The sequence below is a fragment of the Acidocella aromatica genome, from assembly GCF_014201825.1.
In the GTDB taxonomy this organism is placed as follows: Bacteria; Pseudomonadota; Alphaproteobacteria; order Acetobacterales; family Acetobacteraceae; genus Acidocella; species Acidocella aromatica.
In genome coordinates this window covers 63,440-86,743 of sequence record NZ_JACHFJ010000002.1, presented here as the reverse complement: position 1 = coordinate 86,743, position 23,304 = coordinate 63,440, and the positions used below count along the sequence as shown (strand labels likewise).

Genomic DNA, 23,304 nt, shown 5'->3' with positions numbered 1-23,304 from the left:
TCTTGCAACGTATAGTCGCAAAAACAACCGCAGGTTAATTTCTTTGCAGGAACGGCGCTGGGATATCGACGCAGCGAAGGGGCTGGCGATCCTGTTCGTGGTGTTCGGGCATCTGGTGGCCAGGGCCGACCCGCGCAATGTGGGCTGGTACGAGCCGCTGCGCCAAGCCGTGTATGCGTTCCATATGCCGTTCTTCCTGTATTTGAGCGGGCTGGTGGCGGTGGAATCCGGCATGCTGCTCACGCCCCGCACCCGATGGGCATACGTGCTGGCGGCACGGGCCAGGCGGCTGCTGCTGCCGTTCTTTGGGCTGGGTTGGCTGATCGTCTGCGGCAAGCTGGCGCTGGAGCGGGTGATGAGCGTGGACAATCCCCCCGCCGGATTGCTGGCCGGGGTGGAGGACATGGTCTGGCACACAGCCGCCAGCCCGGCGTTGAGTATCTGGTATCTGTTCGTGCTGTTCGTGGTCAGCATCGCCAGCATGGCGGCACTTGATGGCCGCCATGCCCGCTTGCCCTGGCTGTTGGGCGTAGGACTTGCGCTGTATGTCGTGCCGCTGCCCGCTTATGCCTATGCCGACCGTGTGGGCGGCTATGCCATCTTCTTCCTGCTCGGGGCCTGGGCCGGATTTGCCGGGGAGCGCTGGCTCAGCTTCACGGCCCGCATCTGGCGCCCCGCCCTGGCAGTGCTTCTGGCGGCCCTCACCGCCATTGTTCTGTTCGGCAGGCATTGGCCGGAAACGCCCGTAATGCTCTTCGTCGGCGCGCTTTCCTTCCCAGCGCTTCATGGTTTCTTAAGGGCATTGCCCGACACTCCGCTCAAGGCAGTTTTCCTGTTTCTAGGGCGGTATAGTTTCATGATCTACCTGTTCAACACGCTGTTCATCGGATTGACCAAAGGCGCTTTGCTGCGCTGGTTCCCGTGGGACGGGGCGAATTTCTACGCCTTCGCCTTGGTGCTGATGGCTTCCGGCGTGCTCGGCCCGGTGGCGCTGAAACGCTGCGTGTTCGCGCGTATCCCTGCTCTGGACAGGCTGACGAACTAGCCCCGTGCCATGGAGCGCAACCCGGATATGCTGCGCTTCCTGGCCCAGCTGGAACCCTCGCTCGCCACGAGTTTCACCAGGGCTCAACTGGAGGCGATCGAACTGCACTTCGCCATGCGCAGCCGCGTCGGCCATGCCATCGACTGGCGGCGGCGGATCAGGCTACTTGGTCTGCGCGCTTATGTCGTGGTGCTGGCCGGGCGCGAGCGCGCAACGGATTAGTGCGGGAAATAGCCGCCATAGCGCGGCTGATACACCTCGGCATCGGCGAAGCCGGATTTCTCATGCTGCGCCACGTTCACGCGCGTCAACGCCGCACCCGCCAGCACCACCCCGGCCTCCTGCAGCAGCGTGATGGCCGCGCGCACCACGCGGCGCGGCGTATGGCCCCAGCGGATGCACAGCAGCGCGGAATCCGCGAGCCGCGCCAGCACCCGGCCTTCGGCCAAGGCAAAGGCAGGCGGCGCGTCGATCAGGATGACCTCGAACTGCTCGCGCAACATGAACAGGGATTGCCGCAATGCAGGAGACAGGAACAGCGAAAGCGCGGCCTTGGCCTGTGTTCCAGCGGGGAGAATCTGCAACGGCGTCAGACTGTCCTGCCGGATCACCTCATCCACCCCTGCCAGCCCAGCCAGATGGTCGGTAAGCCCCGGCGCCCCGGCGCAGTTGAACACCGGGTCGAAGCTCGGCTGACGGATATCGCCATCCACGGCCAGCACACGCAAGCCCGCCGCAGCCAGGGAACGCCCCAGCGCGATGGTCAGGGTTGTCTTGCCCTCGCCGGGCCGGGCGGCGGTAATGGCGATAATCCGGCACTGCCCCTCGTTCAGCCCTAGCCCGGTGCGCAGCGAACGCAGTTGCTCGGCATAGAGCGAGAACGGCGCCTGCAAGGCAGCTACCTTTGGCGCCGCGTTCTCGGGCAACAGCGCAAAGCAGGACAGGCCGAATTGGGCGCGAATGTCCACGCCGGAACGCAGCGACGTATCCAGTGCATCGCGCAAACCCGCCAGCAGCACACCCAGGCAGAACCCTAGCCCCAGCGCGGCCCCCAGGATTAGTCCCCGATGCGGCGCGCTGGGCTGGGTGGGCACGGCGGCGGTGGAGAGGATGCGGGCATCCGGCTTGGTCAACGAGGCATCCTGCGCCAACTGCCCGGCTTGCTGCGTCATGGCGCGCAGCATGTCCTGCCCGGCCTCGGCGCGCTGCTCCATGGCACGGATCGGCCCGGATTCCGCGTCCTCCGTCTGGCTTTGCGTGCGAGCCGCCGCCAGGGCGGATTGCAGCGTGGCGATTTGCGCCTTGTCGGCCGCCACCTGGGCGCGGGCGGCGTCCAGCTCGCGCCCGGTCTCGGCGCCGATCTCAGCGGTGATGGCCGCAAGCTGCGTGCGGGCGGAGACGAGATCCGGGTAATCCGGCCCGTATTGCGCCGAGAGGGATTGCACCTGCGCGGTGAGGTCCGCCTGCTCCTTGCGCAAGGGCAGCAGATTCGGCGCAATGGCCGCACTTGCCGCCGCGGCATCCCCCCCGCTGGCGGCGCTTAGCCGGGCCTGGGACATAGCAAGATCCGCCTGCGCTTCCACCAGAGATGCCGCGAGGCGGCTCGCCGTCTCGGTCGTGAGTGTGGATTGCGCCCCTTGCACCACCCCGGCGGAAGCCCGCGCCTGGGCGAGTTCGGCCTCAGTGGCGTCGAGTTGCGCCTGCACATCGGCGGCGTGCTTCTCCAGCCAGGCTTGCGCGTCGTTCAGCGCGGCGAAGGAGACATCCCGCTCATGGTCCAGATAGATCTGCATGGCGAGGTTGGCGGCATTGGCGGCCAGCTCCGGCGAGGTGCTGGTGAAGGAGACGCTCAGCACGCGGGAACCGGGCAGCACCTGCACATCCAGGGCGCGACGCGTGACCTCGGCCAACTCGTCCGGCGTGGGCGCCTTTGGAACAGGCAACAGCGAGAACGGAAAATGCCTGTGTGCGATGGCCGGGTTGAACTCGGGCGAGGATGCCAGATCCAGCCGGGACGCGATCTGCCCCGCCGCGGGCAGGCTGGCGATCACCTCGCCCTGGCTGGCTACCACGGCGTCCTCGTCGGCGGCGTCCTCAGGCACGTTATTGTTATCCCCCGGCACCGCGGCGCTCTCGGGGTCATAAAGCACGATGCCCGTGGCCGTGTAGGTAAGCGGCGTGCGGAGTACGCCCACCAGGGTAAGGCCAGGCACCAGCACTGTGCTGGCCAGGATGATTCGCCAGCGCCGGCGCAGGCTGAGCAACTGCTCGGCTAGGCCTGGCGTGACGTGCGGATGATGTGAGGCAACGCTGGGGAGGGTCAAACTCATGCCAGAGATGCTAACGGACCATTAACAATTTGACAATTTATAGTTGTTGATACTTCACAACCCAAGGGCGAAATCCTTGGATTTGCCGGTCCGTCCGCAGCGTGACCTTGCTGCCATTCACCCAGGCGGCTGTGGCACCGTTGCGGTACACGAAGCCCCTGTCGATGACCTGAACGCCGCCACAGCCGGTAAAGGGCACGGGCGAAACCACCAGCGCCGCGCTGGTACAGCCTGTTTGTGACACGGCGGCGAACAGCACCTGCCCCACTTGGCAGGCATTGGCACTGCAGTGTGCCGGGGTGAGCGGCGTCTGCCCCCAGACAGGCGCCCATTGCTCCAGGGTAAAGCGGTCGGGCTTATGCTGCATTGTCAGCAGCACCCTGGTGCCAGAGCGAATGGCGATGAGCTTGGCATCGGGCGAGACCAACACATCGGGCGGGCGAGCCAGCAGCGCCAGCAGCGCGCCCAGCGCCATCACTGGAATTCCGGCCAGACGCGGGGCGGAACGCCAGATGCACAGCCAGATCAGCCCCGCCGCGATAACCAGAATCGAGGCTGGCGGCATCGGCTGGATGCGCATCAGGGCATCGGGCCATTGCGCGATGTGCGCCGTGATCCAGACGATTACCCCGATCCCCCATCCCATCGGGACGAGCGCCACCGCCGCCGCGTGCAACGGCATCAGGGCCAGGGCGAGCAGCCCGAGCGGCATGATCCAGAACGCCGTGAGGGGCACGGCCAGGATGTTGGCGGGGATCCAGTAAGGCTGGATCTGCTGGAACTGATACGCCGCGAACGGCATGGAGGCCCCGCCCGCCAGCAGGCTGGTATAGGCAAGACCGATGACGTGCATGACCACATTGCCCAGCCGCGAAGAACTCGCATGGAACCGGCTAAATATATGCTGTACGGCGGCATAGCCCGAAATAAGCGCCAGCACGGCGGAAAAGCTCATCTGGAAGCTGGTGCCCATTACCGTCTCCGGCGTGGCCAGCATCAGCACCAATGCCGCCACCGCCAGCCCGCGCAGCGAGACCGCCCGACGCCCCACGAACACGCCCAACGTGGCGAGGCTGGCCATGGCGAGGCTGCGCAGGATAGGCAGATGCGAGCCGGTAAGCGCCGCGTACCCCGCCCCCGCCAGCAGCGCCAGTGTGGTGGCGATGGACTTGGTGGGCCAGCGCAGGGCCATGCGCTCATTCCGCGTGAGCAGATAGCGCGAAGCCGTGAAGGCTAGCCCCATGATGATGCCCACATGCAGCCCCGCCACGGCAAGGATATGCGCCAGCCCAGCCTCAATGAAATTCTGCCGTTCCTGTGGCGGGATAGCCTGCTCATCGCCGGTGAGCAGCGTGACCGCGATGGCCCCCGTCTCCACCGGCAGAACCGCCATGATGGTGGCGGCGATATCCGCGCGCAGGTTTTGCAACGCATCGGCGAGATGGTTGGGCGGCGCGGTGTTGAGCATTGCGAGATGGTTGAGTGCGAAGCCATAGGCGTTGAGACCGGAGAAGAAATCGTCCCGCCCCTGGTCCCACCCGCCCGGATAGGCCGGCCGGTCCGGACCGAACAGCATGGCGTAGCACTGCACGGTATCGCCGGCTTGCAGCGGGACGGGGTCGTCCGCGCGCAACTTGATCCGCACCGCACGGGGCAGCGGCGCGCCGCCATCCAGGCTGGGGGCGGATAGCGTGATCCGCTTGCCCGTGGGTAGCAATTCTATGCGCGCAATATTCCCCGAGAGCTTGATGACGCCCGTGGAGATAAAAGCGAGGGGTGGCTCGTGCGCGGTGCGCCATTCGGCGCGGGTAAAGCCAAGCGAGGCCGCCACGGCCAGCGCCATCAGAAAGCGCAGATAAAGGTGCCTCCAACTCGCCGCCAGCGCCGCCACACTCAGCCCGAGCGCAGCGAAACCCAGCCACAAGGGCGGCTCGGCGGGCAGCGCGAAATACAGCAGGATCGCCGCCCCCATGGCGATGGGTAGCAGGAGCATGAAGCGGCCATGCTCGGCCTCCACCCAGCGTGCAAAAGCGTCGAACACAAACAATCTCCGGTTGCATTCCGACGTTAACCATTTGCCCGCGCTGGCACAATGCGGTGCAAACGGGTAAGGCGGAGCCATGACGATCCGTACCCGTTTTGCCCCCTCCCCGACCGGGCTGCTGCATATCGGCGGCGCCCGCACCGCGCTTTTCAACTATCTCTTCGCCCGGCACCATGGCGGCGAGTTCGTGCTCCGCATCGAGGACACGGACCGCGCCCGCTCCACCCAGGAAGCCGTGCAGGTGATCCTGGACGGGCTGGACTGGCTCGGCCTGCATTCGGACGCCCCGCCCGTGTACCAGACCACCCGCGAGGCCCGGCATGTGGAAGTGGCGATGCAGCTGCTGGAGCAGGGCAAGGCCTATAAATGCTACTGCACGCCGGAGGAGCTGACCGCGATGCGCGAGCTGGCGCTCGCCGAGAAACGCGCCCCGCGCTACGATGGCCGCTGGCGCGACCGCGATCCCTCCGAGGCTCCGGCGGGCGTGCGCCCAGCCATCCGCCTGAAAGCCCCGCGCGAGGGCGAGGTGGTGCTGCAAGACCTCGTGCAGGGCGAAGTGCGCGTGAAGAACGCCGAGATGGATGACATGATCATCCTTCGCTCGGACGGCACGCCGACCTATCTCCACGCCGTGGTGGTGGACGACCATGACATGGCGATCACCCATGTCATCCGTGGCGACGACCACCTGACCAACACCTTCCGCCAGATCCAGATCTACGACGCCATGGGCTGGGAGAAGCCTGCCTTCGCGCATATCCCGCTGATCCACGGGGCCGACGGCGCCAAGCTCTCCAAGCGCCACGGCGCGGTGAGCATTCTTGAATTCCGCGAGCAGGGCTTCCTGCCCGAGGCGCTGTGCAACTATCTGCTGCGTCTGGGCTGGGGCCATGGCGATGCCGAGTTCCTCAGCCGCGACGAGCAGATCCAGCTCTTCACGCTGGAAGGTGTCGGCCGCGCCGCCAGCCGCATGGATTACGCCAAGCTGACGCACCTCAACGGCATGTGGCTGCGCCAGGCCGACGATTCCCGCCTGCGCGAGGAGGTGGTGGAGCGTCTGGTGAAATCCGGCCTGACCGTGGACGCTCCGGCGATGGAGCGCCTGCTCGCCCTGATGCCGGGGCTGAAGGAACGCGCCAAGACGCTGGAGGATCTGGCCGCCTCCGCCGCCTTCCTGGCGCGGGAAGTGCCCCTGCCCTTCGAGCCCAAGGCCGAGGCGCTGCTGACGCTGGAAACCCGCGAGATGCTGGCCCGCCTGCTGCTGGTGCTGCGCGACACGGCGTTTGAGACTGCGGCCATCGACGCCGCCCTGCGCGGCTTTGCCGAGGCCGAGGGCCGCAAGCTTGGCCAAGTGGCCCAACCGCTGCGCGCCGCGCTGACCGGTAGCACGATGAGCCCGGGCATCGACGCCACGCTGATCGCGCTGGGCAAGGAGGAAAGCCTCAAGCGGATCGGCGCCCTTACCGCCTGAGCCAATCTGCAGCCAACAAAAAACCGCCCGTTCTCACGGGCGGTTTTTTTATGCCCCAGTTTTAGAAGTTGGCGACGGTGCAGGCGCTACCGGCGGCGGAGAGTTCGGCACAGAACTTTGCCGCGGCCAGCTTGCTATCAAAACCGGTAACGCGCAGCCGGTAATAGGTCTTCCCATGCACGACGGCCTGGCTGATGTCCGGTGATTTGCCGTTGAACAGCACAGGTTCGGCGTTGGAGATCTTGTTCCACTGACGCTGTGCCGCCACCTGCGAGTTGAGCGAGGCAATCTGCACGGCCGCATTGCCGCCACCGGTGGCCGGTACGGAAACCGGCGCCGGAGCGGGCGTGGCAACCGGGGCAGCGGCCGCGGTTTCTGCCCCACCCGAGGAAGAGGACACCGCGCCAGGAATCGGCGACGGACCGACATAGGCGGCATTGGCATTCGCCGGTGCTGTGCTGACAGGCGCGGCGGTCGCGACAGGTGCCGGATCGGCGCTTGCTGCCGGGGTAAGCGGTGTCGGAGCCGTGCTGACTGGGGCTGCCGGGGTGATCGGCGCCGCGGCAACCGGGGCTGTCTGCACCTGGGAGACCGTCGGAGCGGGCGGCGGCGGGGGCGGAGGGTTTTGGATGGAAGCGGAAATCAGCGACGAAAACCCTTCCATCGCCTGGTTCACCTGATCCGGCGGCAGGTCCACGGAGAGCACCTGCCGCGCCTCGGCATCGCGCCCGGAGGCGACCAGCGCGGCTGCATAATCCTCGCGTATCTTGGCCGTGGCCCCCTGTCCCGTGGCCAGCGGACCGAGATATTGCAACGCCTCCGGCCCGTGGCCGGACAGCGCCAGCGACATGCCGAGATTGACCTCCGCCGCGGTGAGCGACGGGTTGTTCTGCAGCGCCTGCTGGTACGGATCGACCGCTCCAGCGAAATTGCCCTGCAGGTCACGCGCAATGCCCAGATCGTTATATGCGTTGGCATTGCCGGGATCGTCCTGCACCGCGGCCATGAAGGCCTGCTCGGCGGCATGCGGATCGGTCCTCAGCAGGCAGCGGCCAAGCCCAAGCTCTGCCAGGGAGGCATGCGCATCTCTCTTCAGCGCCCGCTGGAAGGACGCCATTGCCGCCGGACAGCGATCCAGCGCGTAATAAGCGTCACCCTCATGCACCAGGGCATCCACGTTATTGGGGTCATTAGCCAGGACGGACTGCGACACCGAGAGCGCCATGTTCGGATTACCGCCAGCAATCGCGGCATCGGCAACGTTCAGCGTACTCGTGCCGATCTGGCCATTCGGCACAGCGGTATTCGCCTGCTGGCCCCGGTTATGGGCGCAGGCGGAGAGCGACAAAACCGCGGCCAGCGACGCCATGGCCAAGCCAACTTTGTTGCGCGGGCGAAAAACGGCAGCTTCAGCCAGGTGCATTTTGCTCATGAAACCTTCTTAATGTCCGTGCATTGTTGCCATGACGTTGATGATGGCCGGCCCCGCGACGATAAGGAACACGCAGGGCAGGATGAACAAGATCATCGGCATGGTCATTAGCGTTGGCAGGCGGCCGGCACGTTCCTCGAACTTGACCAGAGCCTCGGCGCGCAGTTCGGCGGAAAGGGAGCGCAGCGCCTGGGTAAGCGGCGTACCGTATTGCAGCGATTGCGCCAGCGTGGTGGCCAGGCGTTTCAGCGTCTCCAGCCCGGTGCGTTCGCCCAAATTATCCATGGCATGGCGCATATCGGCGCCAATCTGCAACTCGTGCGAAGTTTGCTGCAACTCCGACGCCAGCGCGGGATTGAGCGTCGAAATCTCCTGCGCCACACGGGCGATGCCAGCTTCCAGCGCCAACCCGGCGTCGGCGCAGATCACCAGCATGTCGAGCGCGTCCGGCACTCCGGCGGCCACCTTCTCCAGATGCTTGGTGCGGATATTGGTGGCGATGGTCTCGGGCAACAGCATGCCGCCCACAGCCCCGCCGGCCGTGGCGATAATCAACCACATCCCCGAAAGATGCATGGCGTGCTGCGCCACGACGAAGGTGATAATCGGGCTGACCAGCACCAGCAGGATCTTGGAGCCAATGAACAGGCCAAGGCCCTTGCCGCCCTTGAAGCCCACGCCTTCCAGCGTCGCCGTCATTTCTGCGAGCGTCTTGCGCGAGAGCAAGCCACTGCGGGCCACTCCCATGCCGAAAGCGGAGATGACCCGCAACAGCATTGTGCCGGGCGGCCTGCCTTGTTCCGGCAGCTCTTCCTCGCCACCGTTGACGACAATGTTCAGCCGCCTCTCCAGCTTGACGTTACGGCCAAGCTCATGCGCCAGCATGAAACCGACCCCCGCCAGCAGCGCGAAAAACAGCACGACCAGAAGCAGCAGGGCGAAGATGGTGTTATTTGAGTACATTGCTGATCATGAACTGAATGATGCCCATGCCGATGCACATCAGCAGGATGGCGGCGCCAAGCACCGACTGACCGCCTGAGGTGGTAAACAGCAACATGATATACGAGCGCTGCATCACGAAGATCGCACCACCCGCCACGAAAGGCAGGACAGAGAGAATCATCGCGCTGGTGCGGGCCTCGGCGGTGAGCGCGTAGCCGCGGGCCTTCAGCCCCACACGCTTGCGGATCACCTCGGAGAGGGTTTCCAGCGTCTGCGTGATACCGCCGCCGGAGCGCGCCTGCAGCGTGATCGCCGTAGCAAAAAACTGGTATTCCGTGAGCTTCACGCGGTCCCCCAATTCGCGCAGCGCGATATCGAGCGGAATGCCGATTGATACCTTGTCGGCCAGAATGGAGAATTCGAGCTTGGTGGGCTCCATGGCGTCCTTCGCCACGGTGCGTAAGGCCTCCGCCATGGGAATACCCACACGCACGCAGCGTACGATGGTGTTCAGTGCGTCAGGGAACTGCTCAACCAGCTTCGCGTTACGCCGGTTGGTGAACCAGTTGAAGGCAAAGCCGGTAAGCATCCACCAGGTAACCGGTGTGCCGGCGTATTTCACAATAATCCACAAGGCAAGGTGATGCCCCAGCGGATGCGAGGCAATGAACATGATGAACCATGTCAGCCCCGCCGTGATAAACGGCACCAGCCACCATTTGATCGGGTAGGTTTCGGCCTGCTTAAGGTCTACACCGATTATGCCCGCGGCCTTCAACTTTAGCTGCTCGACGCGCGAGACGGTACGCACCAGGGAGAAATCCTCCTCCACCTGGCTCGTGGGCTTGGCTGAAGGCGCCACCGTTTCCTGCAGACGCGTCTTCAGTTTCTCGACGCGCTCGTTCTCTTTCACGATCATCAGCGCCGTCGCGCCGATCGCGACCAGAAGAACGACGCCGACTGTGAGGAGGAAAAGGAGATCCGAGGATGTCATGCTTCGTCCAGCGCGTTCATCCAGGCGCGGTCGAGACCGTAATATTGCAGCCGCTCCTGGAAGGTTGAGCGGATGCGGCTGACCTCGTAGCGCCCGGTCAGGCGACCGTTGGCTGTCTCGCCCGTGATCTCGAGCTTGAAGATATCGTTCATCAACGTCGTTTCGCCTTCCATGCCGGCAATCTCGGTCACCTGCGTGACACGGCGGCCACCGTCGCGTTGGCGCTCAACCTGGACGATGAGGTTCACGGCGGAGCAGAGCTGCATCTTGATGGCGCGCGAGGTCAGGCCCATCGACGACATCTGCACCATGTTCTCGATACGGGCGAGCGCGTCGCGCGTGTTATTGGCGTGAATCGTGGACATCGAGCCGTCATGGCCCGTGTTCATCGCCTGCAGCATGTCGAAAGCTTCGGCACCACGGGTTTCGCCGATGATCACACGGTCCGGACGCATACGCAGCGCGTTACGCACAAGGTCGCGCGCGGTCACCTCGCCCTTGCCTTCCAGGCTTGGCGGACGGGTTTCCAGGCGCACCACATGCGGCTGTTGCAATTGCAACTCCGCCGCGTCCTCGATGGTGACGATACGCTCGGCGGGGTCGATGAAACGCGAAAGCGCATTCATCATGGTGGTCTTGCCCGAACCGGTACCGCCCGAGACGATGATATTGAGGCGGGTGCGCGCCGCGATTTCCAGTACGCGGGCGATGGGCGGTGTCATGGCGCCAAACTGGATCAGTTTTTCGAAGTCGATCGGCTTCTTGGAGAATTTACGGATCGAGATGGCCGGGCCGTCGATGGAGAGCGGCGGGAGAATGATATTGACGCGCGAACCATCCTTGAGGCGTGCGTCGCACATCGGACTGGCTTCGTCCACGCGGCGGCCGACGGAGGCGGCGATGCGCTGGCAGATATTGGTCAGATGCGTCCAGTCGCGGAAGCGCACCGGCACCTGGACCAGCTTGCCGCCGCGTTCCACGAAGGTGTGGTCTGGACCGTTGACCATGATGTCGTTGATGCTTTCATCGAGCAGCAACGGCTCCAGCGGGCCGAGCCCGAGCATGTCGTCCACCAGCTCGGTGGCGAGGCTACGCTGCTCACGCCCGTTCAGCTGCATGCGCTTTTCTGTGGCGAGGTCGGCGATCAGCCGCTCGACCTCGATCAGCAGCCTGTCAGGATGCAGCGACGCTACCGCCGTCGCATCCATTCGCGCGAGGCACAGATTGCGCAGCTCGGTGATTTCAGCGCGGACAGCAATGGGACCGGCCGCGGGCGGAGCGCTTACCTGGGCCAGACCCGGAGCCGGACTAGGCGCCGGAGTCCTGACAACGCCTCCAGCGTTGGTCGGCTCTGGTGTCTCGGTACGCCGGCGGCCAAATACGGGTAGGCTGCCATCGGACATGCGGCGTTATCCCTTGCTAAAGCCGAGCATCTTGAAGATGCCGCCAACAGAAGTGAGCTGGGCGGAGCCCTCGATGACCGCGTCCTCGCGCGCGGCGACGAAGCCGATCTCGCGGGACAGGTCGATGATCGCCTGACGGAACGGGCCGCGAGTCGCGATCGCCGGCTCGCCGAAGCTGGCCGATTCATTCAGCTGCTTCGGAATATCCGGGATCACGATGTCGATCTTGACCTTCAACGCCTCCTCGATCTGCTTACGCGTTAGGCCGCCGGGGCGCCCCTGACGGTTGAGCACGATGGTGGGGCTTTGCGGCTGCCAGGGGCCATTCGGCAGGCTGAGCAGGCGCAGTGTGTCACGTACCGAGGCCAAAGACGGGTCCATGACGATGACGCGGTGATGCGCGAACTCGATCATCTCCCGGTTACAAGGCATCGGCAGGAACGGCACGTCCATGATGATGAAGTTGTAGCGCACACGCAGCGCCTCTATCAGGCGCCGTGCGGCCCCCGGAGCGTAATGCAGCGGGTCGGTGAGTTTCTCCTCCGAAGCCAGCACCTGCAGACGCTCCGCCACCGGCTGCGCCGCGCGCTCGACGAAGAGGGGGTCGATACGGTCCGGGGTTTCCAGCGCCATGCGCAAGCCAGGGCCGGTCTTGGCGCCGAGCAGCAGTGCTGCCGGAGCCCATATGGATATCCGATTCCACGAACACAGTATGGCGCTTGGCCATTACACCAAGCAGCCAGGCGAGGTTGCCGGCGATGGTGGTGCCCCCCACTCCTCCACGTGCGCCCATGACAGCGACGACACGCCCGCCGCGCGTGGCGTCCTGCCCCATGGTCTTGCGCGTAATGAGCGGCGCGAAATGCCGGGCCACGGCCTCGCGCGTGATGGGCTTGAACAGATACTCCATCACGCCCATGCCGCGCGTGATGTGCCGGTAGAAATCGACGTCGTCGTTATCGCCAATGACGAGCACGCGCACGCCGGGCTCCACCACATCGGAGAGTTCGCCGAGTGCGTGCAGAGGCTGCTCCTCGCCCGCAATATCGACGATCAGCACCTCGGGGGTTTGCATCTTGGCCATGGCGGCAACAGCCGTGCGAACAGTGCCGCGGCGGATGTCGATACCATTGGCGACAAGATCGCCCAGGCCGTCGCGCAGCACCTGCTCGGTGGCGGGATCCCCCAGGAAGGCAAGAACGGTCAGGCGATCCGGCCGACCGACCAGATCGCCATCCCCCTGCACGTTACGAGCACCTTGCTGGCTCATAAATCCTCCTATCCTCTACACCGAGAATGCGGGTTGCTGCTCATTGGCCGACATTAATGCTGGCCGCCGAGGATGTCGGGGCTAAAGTTGTTTGCAGGCCTGTCGCGGTGCCGTTGGTCATAGCCTTTTCCACTCCGGCAACCGCGGCAACGCCGTTACTGCCCGGCTCGGACTTGCCATAGAGCAGATCTGACTTATCGGCCACCTGCTGCGCGATTGTCTCGTTCGATGCGCCAGTCGCCGACCAATTGCCCGGACGTTGAAACGGATCGAATGCACCGGTGCAGCCGCTAAGCGTCAGCACCATGACACAGAAGGAAAAGAACAGGGCGGAGCGCATGCGCATCGTCTCCATCATTGGACCATGAAGCCGGCATCGCCAGGGATCTTGGCAGCCACCGTGTTTGTGCCGTTATCACGCAGTTCCAAGACACGCTGCAAATCATTCGGCGGCGTCCAGCCATCGTCGGGCGAAGCGATGGTCGAAGGCGTATTTACGGGGTTCACGAGATACGGCGTCACGGTAATTACCAGCTCCTGCTGCACGCGCTGGAATGCATCACCACGGAACAGAGCGCCGAGCAGCGGCATTTCGCTTAAGCCAGGCACGCCATTATCGACTTGGTTCGTGGTGTCCTCCAACAAACCGGCGATCGCCATGCCTTGACCACTACCCAGAATTACGGTGCTGGATGCAGAGGTCATGGTAAGAGACGGGACGTTGAAAGTTTCACTCTGGCCACTCGAGCTTGTTCCACCCGTACTGACGCTCGAAGAGTTGGCAGCGTTGATTTCGCTAAACTGCGGAGCAACCTGCAATGCAATGCGGCCATCGGACAAAACGGTCGGAATGAAGCTCAGCAACACACCGTAATTCTTGTAGCTCACCGTCACAGTGCCATTGCTCCCCGAGGCTGTTGGAATCGGGAACTGCCCACCAACCTGGAAATTAGCCTGCGTGCCGGACAATGTGGTTAGCGTTGGCTCCGCCAACACATGAGCGAGGTTATCCGTGGCCAGCGCATCGATCACACCTTCAAAGGTGCCGCCGGGCCAAGTGAGGCCAACCCCGCCCTGGGTGAGAGATGACAGGGACTGCGCCGCGGAAGCGGTTCCGCCCGTCAGAGAAAATTTGCCGATTTTAATGGCACTGCTACCGACACTACTCCAGTCGATGCCCAACTCACGTGTGACGTTGCGCTGCATCGAGGCGATACGGACCTTCAGTTCGACCTGGACAGGCTCGTTTACCGTCAGGTCGTTGGTGACATTGCCACCCGAAATCACCTTGGCCTGGTTGATGACATTGTCGGCCTCCTCCGGCGTGTTCACCGTGCCGCGAACCACCATGCCGCCTGGCTCGCTCTCGGCGGTCACGCCATTGCCAGGTGCGATTGCCTGGGATTGCGATTGCAGCCGCTGCCCCTGGTAATTCGACGGGTTCACCGTGACCGAATACTGGGCGATGCGGTTGCCATCTTGATCAGTCGCCACCACGTCGGTGGTCCCAGGCGCCTTGCCGAACACAAACATCACCCCCGGGCTAGCCGGCCGCACCGAGGCAATGGAATCATCGGCCACGAACAGATTAGCAACCGCGCGCGGCAGTTTCACCAACCTGCCCTTACCTTTATCGAGTGCGATTGCCCCGTAATAGGCCGGCGGAACTGGCACCTGAGTGCTGGCGGGAGCAACTGCCGCACCGCTCGTATCGGCAGGCTGGCTCTGGGCGAACGCGAAGGAAGCGGAACCACCAAGCCCCGCAGCGACAGCGAGCCACGCACCCGCGAAATGCTTCAAGCTGCGCATCAGAACTTAAACTCCCCTGTCGCGCCGGAGGAAATAACGTTAACAGTCGAGACCGCAGGCACTTGCGGCTGCGTGGCGGCCAAAGCCGGCGACACATCGCCCGCCCAGACCGGCTGCTGCGGCGCGGATTGCGCCTGCTCCGCTCCGGCTGGCGCCGTTTCTGCGGAATGTACGATCAGGGACAACTTGCCTAGATTGATCGCCACGAGGCAGCGCGAAGCCTGCTCCGGAGTAACTTCCAGCGTCACTGTTTGTACGGAATTATTGGCTGTGCTGGCATCTTTCACCACCTGCGCCCCCGAGGCAATGACACGGACATTACTCAACACCACTTCGGCGGCGATGCTCTTGGCATCCGACACACCAGAGACGGATTGGGTCAGCAGCACATCGACGTTGTCACCCGGCCAGATTAGACCGTTTGCCCCCGTGACATTATCCACAGCCACCGTGACAGCCCGCATTCCCGGAGCCAGCACCGCAGCAAGGAAGCCGTGATCGCCGGGATGGATGACCTGACTATTCAGAAGCGGCGCACCTTGGGATAGCGCGGTACGGACCATAGAGCCGGTGAGGCTCGCTCGGTTCTGTGGCGTGTCGATCAACACGTCAGACGGTGCACCGGTAACCGGTATCGTGGCAGAGGCAACCTGGGAAGGTTGCAGCAGACTCCCCGCCGGCAACGGCTGTGCAGCGACGAGGATCTGTTCCGTCTGCGGCACCGGTACGGCTTGCTCCACTTGATGTTTCGACTGATTGAGAAGCGAATAAGCGAATACCATTACCGCGATCAACGCGGCGATGAGAACACCAAAAATGCCAAGACGGAAAACCATTCTCTACCTAAGGCTGTAACTGGTGGGGCAGGATTGCAACAATGGCGCCACCGGCGATGGCGCAGGCATACGGTAAGGGTGCGCGGCGGCCTATCCGCCACATCTCGGCGCGGAGGAAACGCCGCAGCCGCCCGCCGGTACGCAAGCCTTTGGGTTTCGGCACCACGAACGACAAGGCGAGGTAAATCAGGGCCAGGGCGCCGCCAAAGAGGAGGATGTCGAGAAAAAACGAAAGTTCAGTGGCTACCGCTGGCGGGATAAGCAACACCGTGGCCGCCCAGAGTTTGACGTCCCCGCCTCCCATCACACCGGCAACCCAGATGACGAACAGAAATACGAAGGCAACAGCAGCCACACAAAAAGCCGCCAGAAGGGAATGGTCTAACAGGCGAGCGCAAACGCCTAATGCCAGCAGGGCAACAGGCAGCCAATTCGGCACCGTTCTCACCGCCAGGTCATGTAAAGCCGCATAAACCAACAACAAGAGCGCTGGAATGACCAACCCTGCGCTCACGCCAACCCCCGCCAAACAAGCCGACGCATGATTATTTTAAGTCTCCCTGCCGCCAGACGAAGTGACGGAAGTATTGCAATGTCAACACAATAGCGCACCGAAGCTTTAAAGTCTTGCAATCTTTTGCCTCAAACCGCGCCAAAACGCCCTTTTTAACAAAAAACCAACAACAAGGCACACAGTCCAAACGTTGCCGCCTAACACGGCACCGCTTTCAGCCAACAACAAGCCGCCGCCACTCCCCGATAGCCACCTTTCGGCAACCACGGATATGGCAGCGCCCTCCTTATAGTCCTGATGCTACGCTATTGAAGCTACTGGAGTCTTTGAAGCCGGGCAAGGCGACCCCGCTGCTGATCATCGCGGCAACCAGCGCCTCACCCAGGGCGCATGCAATCGCCGCGATAGCACGGCCGTCACTGGCGAACTCTTGAACCAGAACAGCGCGAACAAGGTTAGAAAACCACGGCAAGTTCCTAACAAAACACGCCAAAAGAATGCGACAGGGAATCTGCCCTCTACAAATTGATGAAATTAAATTAACATTTTTACTTATATTGTTCCGGAGAGCAACCCGCCAACCGCCCGGATATTTTCACCGAAAATTTCAGCAATCCATTGTTTTATCAAAAAATTATGCGCCCCGACACGCCCCGGGACAGCAACCGGATTTCCCTAAAAGTAATTAAATATAGCCGACTTGGCCGTCATTCAGCGTCGCCGAGCATACCTCTCCGGGCAACGGGGGCGGCCTTAAAGTTCCGACGAAACTTGGTTGAATGTGACCGCGAGGTTGCCGCCAATGATGGATAATCCTCCCAGCATCGCGACCACGATAATAACCGCAATTAGAGCATACTCTATCGCGGTCACTGCGCGCCGGTCCTTGCGAAATTTTCCAAGACTCCATCCCCCCGAGGCGAAGGTCCGGCAAACATTCGACACGAGCATAATCCCCCCTGACGTTTGCCCTTTGCACATGTGGACAACTCTAAATGTAACGCTCTACGGCAATCGTGCTACTGCCGAAAGACTGTTCACAGAAAGTTGTGCAGGAAGATCTTGGTGCGGGCGGTCGGAATCGAACCGACACTCTGTTGCCAGAACCGGATTTTGAGTCCGGCGCGTCTACCAGTTCCACCACGCCCGCTGACGGTTTCAGTGTGTAAGGGAGCTGCGCAGCGAAATCAACTGGGGTGGGGTTGACGCGGTTCATCATCATTATGTATAGCGCGTCCACCAACCGTTCCCGAATAGCTCAGTTGGTAGAGCAAGCGACTGTTAATCGCTCGGTCGTAGGTTCGAGTCCTACTTCGGGAGCCACTTTCCTTAAAAATTATGACTTTAACCAGAACACTCCACCTTGCGGGAGAGTAACTGTGTTAGTGCCATGCACGCACTCCACGCGGCCATATGCCGTGTTCGAGACAAGTCTGTTTTTGGAGTGACGCCGCCCTTGGGCGGCGCCGTTCACTACCGCGGCGCTTGGCAGTATTGCTGCACATAGGGCGCAAAAGCAGCCTGCAACGCCGGCCTATTGAGCTTGAAATTCTCCAGCCGGTACGGGGCATGCTTGCCATAGCCGCCGCGTGGGCGTGCCTCACATTGCCGAGACATGGCCGCCAAAGCCTCGCCGCCTAGGGGCATGTCGAAATGCGCGTAAATTCGCGTAATGGCCGCCAGCGGAGCCGCCACCAGTTCCTCATAGTGCAGATGGAACTTCCGCTCGGGCGGCACATCGGCACGCTGGTCGAAGGCCAGCAGCAGATTCGCCCCCTGGGTCCAGCGGGCCGCCACCTGCGCGCCGATCTCACCAGCGTCGATATTATTCAGGAAGGGCCGGCGCAGCACCTCGGTGAGATGCGCGACTGAGCCGAGCACGGCGATCGGGTCACGATGCACGATGACGAATCGGGCGTCCGGATAAATCTTCAGGATCGAATCGAGGGTGAAGGTATGATCCGGGCATTTCAGCACCCAGCGCCCCGGCATGCCATTCTGCAGGAATTGCAGGAATTGCTTGTGGAAGCGGAAGGCATCGTCATGTCCGTGCGCCTCCAGCCAATTAAAATAGGAAGGCACCCGGTGCGTCGAATCGAAGCGCAGGCTCTGGAACACATGCGAAGTGATCTCGCTGCACTCCTGCGGGCTGTCGGCGGTGATCGGGTGCATTTCCCGGAACCCCGGCGCCAGACCGGCAAAAAGCTGCAACTGCCGGTTCACTGCGCGCACGCGCTTATCCCTGGCAGGGTCGAACCCGGCCGGGCGCGGCGCCGGGAACATGGTCTGCCAGTTGCGCGGCACCAAGATCTGCCCGTCCTCGGCCATTAGGCTGTGCAGGAAGGTTGTGCCGGAGCGCGGCAGGCCCAGGATGAACAGCGGCGCCTTGACTGGTGCAGCACCCAGCGCCGGATTCGTGCGGTGGGCATCCTCGATCATCTGCGCGTTCTTGAGCAAGCGGATCATATCCCAGCGGAGCGAGAGTTTGCCGAACAGGCAGAGATCCGATTCCCCCCCGATCGAGGCCATCAACTGCTTCAGCCCTTCGCGGGAGGCCGGGGAAGGATTGGCACGCGCAGCGGCGATCAGCGTCTCAGGTTCGGTAGAGGGCAGGCAAGATGAGGGAACGACCTTATCGGCAAAGTGGATCGTCTTGGCCAGGAGCTGGGCGAATGAGAGCATTTTATGCGGGCCTACGTTCGATCAGCTCAATCTTGTAGCCATCCGGATCCTCGATGAAAGCAATGACAGTGGTCCCGAATTTCATCGGGCCGGGCTCGCGGGTGATCTTGGCGCCTGAGGCGCGCAGCTTCTCGCAGGTGGCGTAAATATCCGGCACGCCCAGAGCCAGATGCCCGAAGGCCGTGCCCTGCTCGTAATGCTCGACACCATAATTGTAGGTGAGTTCCAGCACGGTGTGGGTGTCCTCGCCGCCATAGCCAAGGAAAACAAGCGTGAACTTGCCGTCCGGGAAATCAGCGCGGCGCAGTTCCTTCATCCCAAGCAGCTTCGTGTAGAAGGCAATGCTCCGCTCCAGGTTTCCGACCCGAAGCATGGTATGCAGATAAGAAAAATCGCTCATATATCAGCCTCCTTGTCCTATCCCCATTTAAGGATGAACGCCGAGAAGAAAAAACCCCTCTTGCTCCGCCAACGCAATCGTTAACATTTTATCAGCCAGAATCGTACCGCCCGCTTCGAAGGCAATACCGCACAGCCCTGCTTGCCGTGCATGACGAATCGTGGCGGGACCAATGGTTGGCAGGTCTGCCCGGCGCTCTTGCCCTGGCTTGGCGAGCTTTACCAACACCCCGGCCGGACCCGGCCGTGTCACGGCTGGTATGCGGGAAAGCATGGCATCCGTGCCCTCCACGGTCTCCACCGCGAGCACAATGCCCTGCTGCACCACGCAGGCCTGACCGACATCGGCAGCGCCGATGAGCTTCAGCACCGATACGCCGCGGGCAATGTCCGCCATGGCGGACGCATCTGGCGCGGCTTTGGTCAGCTGCCCCTCAGGCGCCAAAACGTCGGTCATGATTTCGTGCGCGCCGAGCACGCGAAACCCCTCATCCGAGAGCACGCGGACAATGGCGGCGAGCAGCCCATCATCGCCCAAGAATGCCGCCTTGCCAACGCGCGCAAGCAGCCGCGCTCCCTCGGCATCCGGGCGTAGGGAGAGGAAGGAAGGACGTTTCACCGGCCCGATCATCACCAGATCGGTGCAGCCCTTCTCACGGAAGGCGCGAATCATGGCGCCGATGGCGCCCAAACGAAAGAATTTATGCGCGAAGGGCCGCAGCACATCCTGCTCGGCATAGCCTTCAATACCAGCAATGAACACAGATCGCCCGGCCGCCTGCGCCGCCTCGGCCACCTGCCCCGGCAGCGGCCCGCCGCCCGCGATGATCCCGAGCGGCGTGCTCACTCAGCCCTCATCATCGCCCGCACCGGCCACATTGGTAAGAATACCGTGCTTCGAGGGGGTGGCGATGAAGGCGAGAATCTCCTGCACATAAGGCTGGTCGGCAAAAGCCTCGCGGGCCTGGGCCACGCGCTCGGCGAACACACCGGGGCCGGTGAACAGGAATTTATAGGCGGCGTTGATGGCCTGCACCTGGGCCTTGTCCAGCCCCCGGCGGCGCAGTCCGATCAGGTTCAGCCCCAGCAGTTCGGCGCGGGTACCAAACACGCGGGCATAAGGGATGATATCGCGAGTGACCCCAGTCAGCCCGCCGATCATCGCCCCCGCGCCGATACGCACGAATTGCAGCGCCGCCGCATTGCCGCCGATCACGGCGCGGTCGCCGATCTCGACATGCCCGCCCAGCGCCACGTTGTTGGAGATGATAACACCATCGCCCAGCACGCAATCATGCGCCACATGGACAGTCGCCATCAGCAGGCAGTCCGCGCCAATCTTGGTAACGCCGGTGCCGGTGACGGTGCCACGATGGATGGAGGCGTGCTCGCGGATCTGCGTGCGCGGGCCGATCACCGTCTCGGTGTCCTCGCCCTTGTATTTCAGGTCCTGCGGCTCCAGTCCCACGGTGCAGAAGGGGAACAGCTTAACCCCCGCCCCCAGCCGCGTGCGACCATCGACGGCGACATGCGAGACCAGGGTAACGCCGTCCTCCAGCACCACATGGGGGCCGATGGTGCAGAATGGGCCGATCTTCACTCCCTGCCCCAACTCCGCCCCGGGCGAGATAACGGCGGTGGGGTGGATTTCAGTCTGCGCCATATTGTCCATTGTCTCTGCCGGCCCTGCTTATTCGTCTGCCTCCGCTCTACGCGGCGGGGGCAGCGCGGCCAAGTCAATCATTGTTACCGGATATTTCTCCGGAAGCCTTTGATTGTAAACCTTAAACTGGCTTCACCTGGTCCATGATCATGGCCGTTATGGAAGCTTCCGCCACCACCACGCCATCGACGCGGGCAACACCGCTGAAACGCCAAACCTGGCCACGGCGGCGGTCCTTGGTGAGGGTAAGGTGCAGCACATCGCCCGGCGTGACCGGTTTGCGGAACTTCGCGTTCTCGATGGACATGAAATACACCACCGGGATCCCGGCCTCGGGCCCAAGGGTGGAAATCACCAGCACGGCGGCGGTCTGCGCCATGCTCTCCACGATCAGCACGCCCGGCATCACCGGATGGCCGGGGAAATGGCCCTGAAAGAACGGCTCGTTCATCGACACGTTCTTCACACCGGTGGCGGAGTGATCCTTGCGCACGTCGATCACCCGGTCCACCAGCAGGAACGGGTAGCGGTGCGGGATCATCGTCAGGATCTGCTTGGTCTCGATCAGCGGCACATCCACCGCCGGAAGCTGGTCCTGGGTCTCGTTAGTCATCATTCAGTTCCTGTCTTGGGTCCTTTGCGCGCATTCTGCGCCAGTTTACGCAAGGTCAGCACCTCGCGGAAAAATGCCTTCGCGTTCTGGGCCGGTGCGCCGAGCACCTCCTCGCCCGCCGGCACGTCCTGCATCACGCCCGACTGCGCGCCGATGCGCGCCCCGGCACCAATGGTCAGATGCCCGGTCAGTCCCGCCTGAGCCGCGATCATCACCCCCGGGCCGATCTGCGTGGAGCCGGAGACGCCGGCCTGCGCCACGATCACCGAATTCGCGCCAACATTCACGTTATGGCCAAGCTGCACGAGGTTATCGACATGCACGCCCGGACCGATCACCGTATCCTGGGCGGAGCCGCGGTCGATGGTGGAATTGGCCCCGATTTCGGCTCCATCGCCAATAATCACGCGGCCCAGCTGCGGCACAGGCGTGAAGCCAGTCTTCGAAATGGCGAAACCGAACCCATCCTGCCCGATGCGCGCTCCCGGATACAGCACCACGCGGTCGCCCAGAATGGCGTGAGAAATGGTAACCTGCGGGTGGATACGGCAATTCCTGCCCACCACCACGCCCGGCCCGACATAAGCCAGCGCGCCAATGCTGCTCCCCGCGCCAACCTCCGCCCCGGCCGAAATCACAGCTCCAGGGCCGATCTCGGCAGTGGGGTCGATAATTGCTGAAGGATCGACGATCGCGGAGGGATGCTGCCCGGGCGTAGCCTCCGGGAACGGGAAAAACAGCGCCGAGACTTTGGCCCAGCCGACATAAGGCTCGGGCGTGATGAGCGCGACGCAGCCCTGGGGCACCTTATCCGCGAAATCGGGATGCAGGATCACCGCCCCCGCCTTGGTAGCGGCAAGCAGCCCGGCATAGCGGCGGTTATCGAGGAAGCTGACATCCTCGGGCCCCGCGCTTTGCAGCGGGGCCACGCCGTGGATCAACCGCTCCGGCTCGGCGGCTTGCACGCCGAGCAGTTCCGCGATCCTGCCAAGGCTGTGCGGCCCGGTGCGCCGGAAGAAGCGGGCGTCACCGGGTTTGGCGCTCTCCTGCATCTATCCGCCTTACTGGCCGAAGCCTTGCCCGTCGGGGCCCTGGTCCGGCGGGTTCACGGCCATGCCGGGGGTCACGACGGAGGGCGGCACCTTCACGCTGGGCAGCAGCTTGTTCAGCTCGGCGGCGGCCTCGCCGGTGATGTCGAAGGCGGCGACGTTCAGCGCCACCTGCTCACGATGCAAGATCAGGTTCATGCCATGAGCCTGAGCCTCCTGGCGAATGATGGCGATCAGCTCAGCCTCAACCTGCCCCAGCGCCTGCTGGCCGGAGTTCTGGATGGCTTGGTTCTTCTGCTGGAACTTGGTCTGCGTGGCAGCGATCTCATCACGCAGCGCCTGCTCCTTGGCTTCGAGCTGAGCGTCGGAAACCTTGCCGCGCTGCGCCAGAATGGCCTGCTGCTCGGCTTCGATCTTGGTGCGGGCCGCCTGGGCTTCCTTGCCGAGCTCGGCCTGACGCTTCTGGATTTCGGCCTGCACGCCCTGGGCGGCGGTGGATTTCTGCATCACTTCCGGCACGGAGAGCACGCCGATCACGGCCGTCGGCGGCGCGGGCTCGGGCGGCAGGGCCGGCAGGTTGGGCACTTGCGGCTGCTGCGGCTGGGGCTGCGCGGCCTGGACCTGCGGCGCAGGGGCGGGCTTCGGCGCGGGCGCAGCCGGAGCGCTCTGCTGCTGGGCGCTGGGCGGGATGAAATAGCCCGAGGACGACTGCGCATGCGCCGCCGGGGCGATGCCGAAGGTCAAGAACGGCAGAACGATGGAGTAGCGGGAAAAACGTGACACGGAGAAACCTCGTAGCAAAAAG

General features: G+C 63.3%; 23 protein-coding genes and 2 tRNA genes. 5 read left to right on the top strand and 20 right to left on the bottom strand.

The genetic code is table 11. The features are described 5' to 3' along the window. Positions 1-43 precede the first annotated feature (43 nt). Positions 44-1,045 (top strand): acyltransferase family protein, encoded by a 1,002-nt coding sequence (locus tag HNP71_RS02930; protein WP_183265365.1) that lies wholly within the window; start codon positions 44-46, stop codon positions 1,043-1,045. 9 nt (positions 1,046-1,054) lie between these two features. Continuing rightward, positions 1,055-1,267 (top strand): hypothetical protein, encoded by a 213-nt coding sequence (locus HNP71_RS02925; protein ID WP_183265364.1) that lies wholly within the window; start codon positions 1,055-1,057, stop codon positions 1,265-1,267. Here HNP71_RS02925 and HNP71_RS02920 read toward each other — a convergent pair. Together HNP71_RS02920 and HNP71_RS02915 are read right to left on the bottom strand one after the other, a co-directional pair. Continuing rightward, the gene (locus HNP71_RS02920) at positions 1,264-3,375 is read right to left on the bottom strand and encodes a GumC family protein (protein ID WP_183265363.1); all 2,112 of its coding nucleotides are present in this window, start codon (positions 3,373-3,375) and stop codon (positions 1,264-1,266) included. The two genes, HNP71_RS02925 and HNP71_RS02920, sit on opposite strands and share 4 nt — an antisense overlap. Before the next feature lie 37 nt (positions 3,376-3,412). After that, positions 3,413-5,416 carry a ComEC/Rec2 family competence protein gene (locus HNP71_RS02915; protein ID WP_183265362.1) on the bottom strand — a complete coding sequence of 668 codons (2,004 nt, stop codon included), beginning with the start codon at positions 5,414-5,416 and terminating at the stop codon, positions 3,413-3,415. 79 nt (positions 5,417-5,495) lie between these two features. On the opposite strand from HNP71_RS02915, the gene gltX reads away from it, so the two are divergent. Further along, a complete protein-coding gene (gene gltX, locus HNP71_RS02910; protein WP_183265361.1) occupies positions 5,496-6,890 on the top strand; it encodes a glutamate--tRNA ligase in 1,395 nt (464 codons plus the stop codon). A gap of 61 nt (positions 6,891-6,951) precedes the next feature. Here gltX and HNP71_RS02905 read toward each other — a convergent pair whose 3' ends face one another. The 5 genes from HNP71_RS02905 to HNP71_RS02885 are packed head-to-tail and all read right to left on the bottom strand — an operon-like array spanning position 6,952 to position 12,297. After that, complete coding sequence (locus tag HNP71_RS02905) at positions 6,952-8,322, bottom strand: SPOR domain-containing protein (protein WP_183265360.1); 1,371 nt, start codon at positions 8,320-8,322, stop codon at positions 6,952-6,954. A gap of 9 nt (positions 8,323-8,331) precedes the next feature. Next, on the bottom strand, positions 8,332-9,285 hold the full coding sequence (locus tag HNP71_RS02900) for a type II secretion system F family protein (RefSeq protein ID WP_183265359.1): 954 nt from the start codon (positions 9,283-9,285) through the stop codon (positions 8,332-8,334). Beyond that, a complete protein-coding gene (locus HNP71_RS02895; protein ID WP_183265358.1) occupies positions 9,272-10,261 on the bottom strand; it encodes a type II secretion system F family protein in 990 nt (329 codons plus the stop codon). Before HNP71_RS02895 ends, HNP71_RS02900 begins: the two co-directional genes overlap by 14 nt. After that, complete coding sequence (locus HNP71_RS02890) at positions 10,258-11,664, bottom strand: CpaF family protein (RefSeq protein ID WP_183265357.1); 1,407 nt, start codon at positions 11,662-11,664, stop codon at positions 10,258-10,260. Before HNP71_RS02890 ends, HNP71_RS02895 begins: the two co-directional genes overlap by 4 nt. 6 nt (positions 11,665-11,670) lie before the next feature. Continuing rightward, on the bottom strand, positions 11,671-12,297 hold the full coding sequence (locus tag HNP71_RS02885) for an AAA family ATPase (protein WP_183265356.1): 627 nt from the start codon (positions 12,295-12,297) through the stop codon (positions 11,671-11,673). 52 nt (positions 12,298-12,349) lie between these two features. On the opposite strand from HNP71_RS02885, the gene HNP71_RS02880 reads away from it, so the two are divergent. After that, positions 12,350-12,991, top strand: coding sequence for a hypothetical protein (locus HNP71_RS02880; RefSeq protein ID WP_183265355.1), 642 nt, complete (start codon positions 12,350-12,352; stop codon positions 12,989-12,991). Here the strand turns inward: HNP71_RS02880 and HNP71_RS02875 are convergent. From HNP71_RS02875 to HNP71_RS02850, 6 genes are all read right to left on the bottom strand, one after another. Continuing rightward, positions 12,975-13,292, bottom strand: coding sequence for a hypothetical protein (locus tag HNP71_RS02875; RefSeq protein WP_183265354.1), 318 nt, complete (start codon positions 13,290-13,292; stop codon positions 12,975-12,977). The genes HNP71_RS02880 and HNP71_RS02875 overlap by 17 nt on opposite strands. Further along, on the bottom strand, positions 13,289-14,743 hold the full coding sequence (locus tag HNP71_RS02870; RefSeq protein WP_183265353.1) for a type II and III secretion system protein family protein: 1,455 nt from the start codon (positions 14,741-14,743) through the stop codon (positions 13,289-13,291). The genes HNP71_RS02875 and HNP71_RS02870 overlap by 4 nt, the downstream gene beginning before the upstream one ends. Continuing rightward, positions 14,743-15,579, bottom strand: a complete 837-nt coding sequence (gene cpaB, locus HNP71_RS02865; protein WP_183265352.1) for a Flp pilus assembly protein CpaB — start codon at positions 15,577-15,579, stop codon at positions 14,743-14,745. Before cpaB ends, HNP71_RS02870 begins: the two co-directional genes overlap by 1 nt. Before the next feature lie 7 nt (positions 15,580-15,586). Continuing rightward, complete coding sequence (locus tag HNP71_RS02860) at positions 15,587-16,093, bottom strand: prepilin peptidase (RefSeq protein ID WP_183265351.1); 507 nt, start codon at positions 16,091-16,093, stop codon at positions 15,587-15,589. A 753-nt stretch (positions 16,094-16,846) separates the two neighbouring features. Then, positions 16,847-17,044: a Flp family type IVb pilin gene (locus tag HNP71_RS02855; RefSeq protein ID WP_183265350.1), complete on the bottom strand. Its 198-nt coding sequence runs from the start codon at positions 17,042-17,044 to the stop codon at positions 16,847-16,849. Positions 17,045-17,156: 112 nt separating this feature from the next. Further along, positions 17,157-17,243: transfer RNA gene (locus HNP71_RS02850), tRNA-Leu, on the bottom strand. Positions 17,244-17,340: 97 nt separating this feature from the next. Between HNP71_RS02850 and HNP71_RS02845 the strand changes: the two genes are divergently transcribed. Continuing rightward, positions 17,341-17,416 (top strand) — tRNA-Asn (locus tag HNP71_RS02845). Between the two features lie 150 nt (positions 17,417-17,566). On the opposite strand, the gene HNP71_RS02840 is transcribed toward HNP71_RS02845, so the two are convergent. From HNP71_RS02840 to HNP71_RS14170, 7 genes are all read right to left on the bottom strand, one after another. Continuing rightward, positions 17,567-18,775: a sulfotransferase family protein gene (locus HNP71_RS02840; protein ID WP_183265349.1), complete on the bottom strand. Its 1,209-nt coding sequence runs from the start codon at positions 18,773-18,775 to the stop codon at positions 17,567-17,569. A gap of 1 nt (position 18,776) precedes the next feature. Beyond that, on the bottom strand, positions 18,777-19,175 hold the full coding sequence (gene gloA, locus HNP71_RS02835) for a lactoylglutathione lyase (RefSeq protein WP_183265348.1): 399 nt from the start codon (positions 19,173-19,175) through the stop codon (positions 18,777-18,779). Positions 19,176-19,202: 27 nt separating this feature from the next. After that, positions 19,203-20,021 (bottom strand): UDP-2,3-diacylglucosamine diphosphatase LpxI domain-containing protein, encoded by an 819-nt coding sequence (locus HNP71_RS02830; RefSeq protein WP_183265347.1) that lies wholly within the window; start codon positions 20,019-20,021, stop codon positions 19,203-19,205. Continuing rightward, positions 20,022-20,837, bottom strand: coding sequence for an acyl-ACP--UDP-N-acetylglucosamine O-acyltransferase (gene lpxA, locus HNP71_RS02825; protein WP_183265346.1), 816 nt, complete (start codon positions 20,835-20,837; stop codon positions 20,022-20,024). A gap of 121 nt (positions 20,838-20,958) precedes the next feature. Next, the gene (gene fabZ / locus HNP71_RS02820; RefSeq protein WP_183265345.1) at positions 20,959-21,450 is read right to left on the bottom strand and encodes a 3-hydroxyacyl-ACP dehydratase FabZ; all 492 of its coding nucleotides are present in this window, start codon (positions 21,448-21,450) and stop codon (positions 20,959-20,961) included. Next, positions 21,450-22,502, bottom strand: a complete 1,053-nt coding sequence (gene lpxD / locus HNP71_RS02815; protein WP_183265344.1) for a UDP-3-O-(3-hydroxymyristoyl)glucosamine N-acyltransferase — start codon at positions 22,500-22,502, stop codon at positions 21,450-21,452. The genes fabZ and lpxD overlap by 1 nt, the downstream gene beginning before the upstream one ends. Positions 22,503-22,511: 9 nt before the next feature. Further along, on the bottom strand, positions 22,512-23,282 hold the full coding sequence (locus HNP71_RS14170; RefSeq protein WP_183265343.1) for an OmpH family outer membrane protein: 771 nt from the start codon (positions 23,280-23,282) through the stop codon (positions 22,512-22,514). Positions 23,283-23,304: the final 22 nt, after the last annotated feature.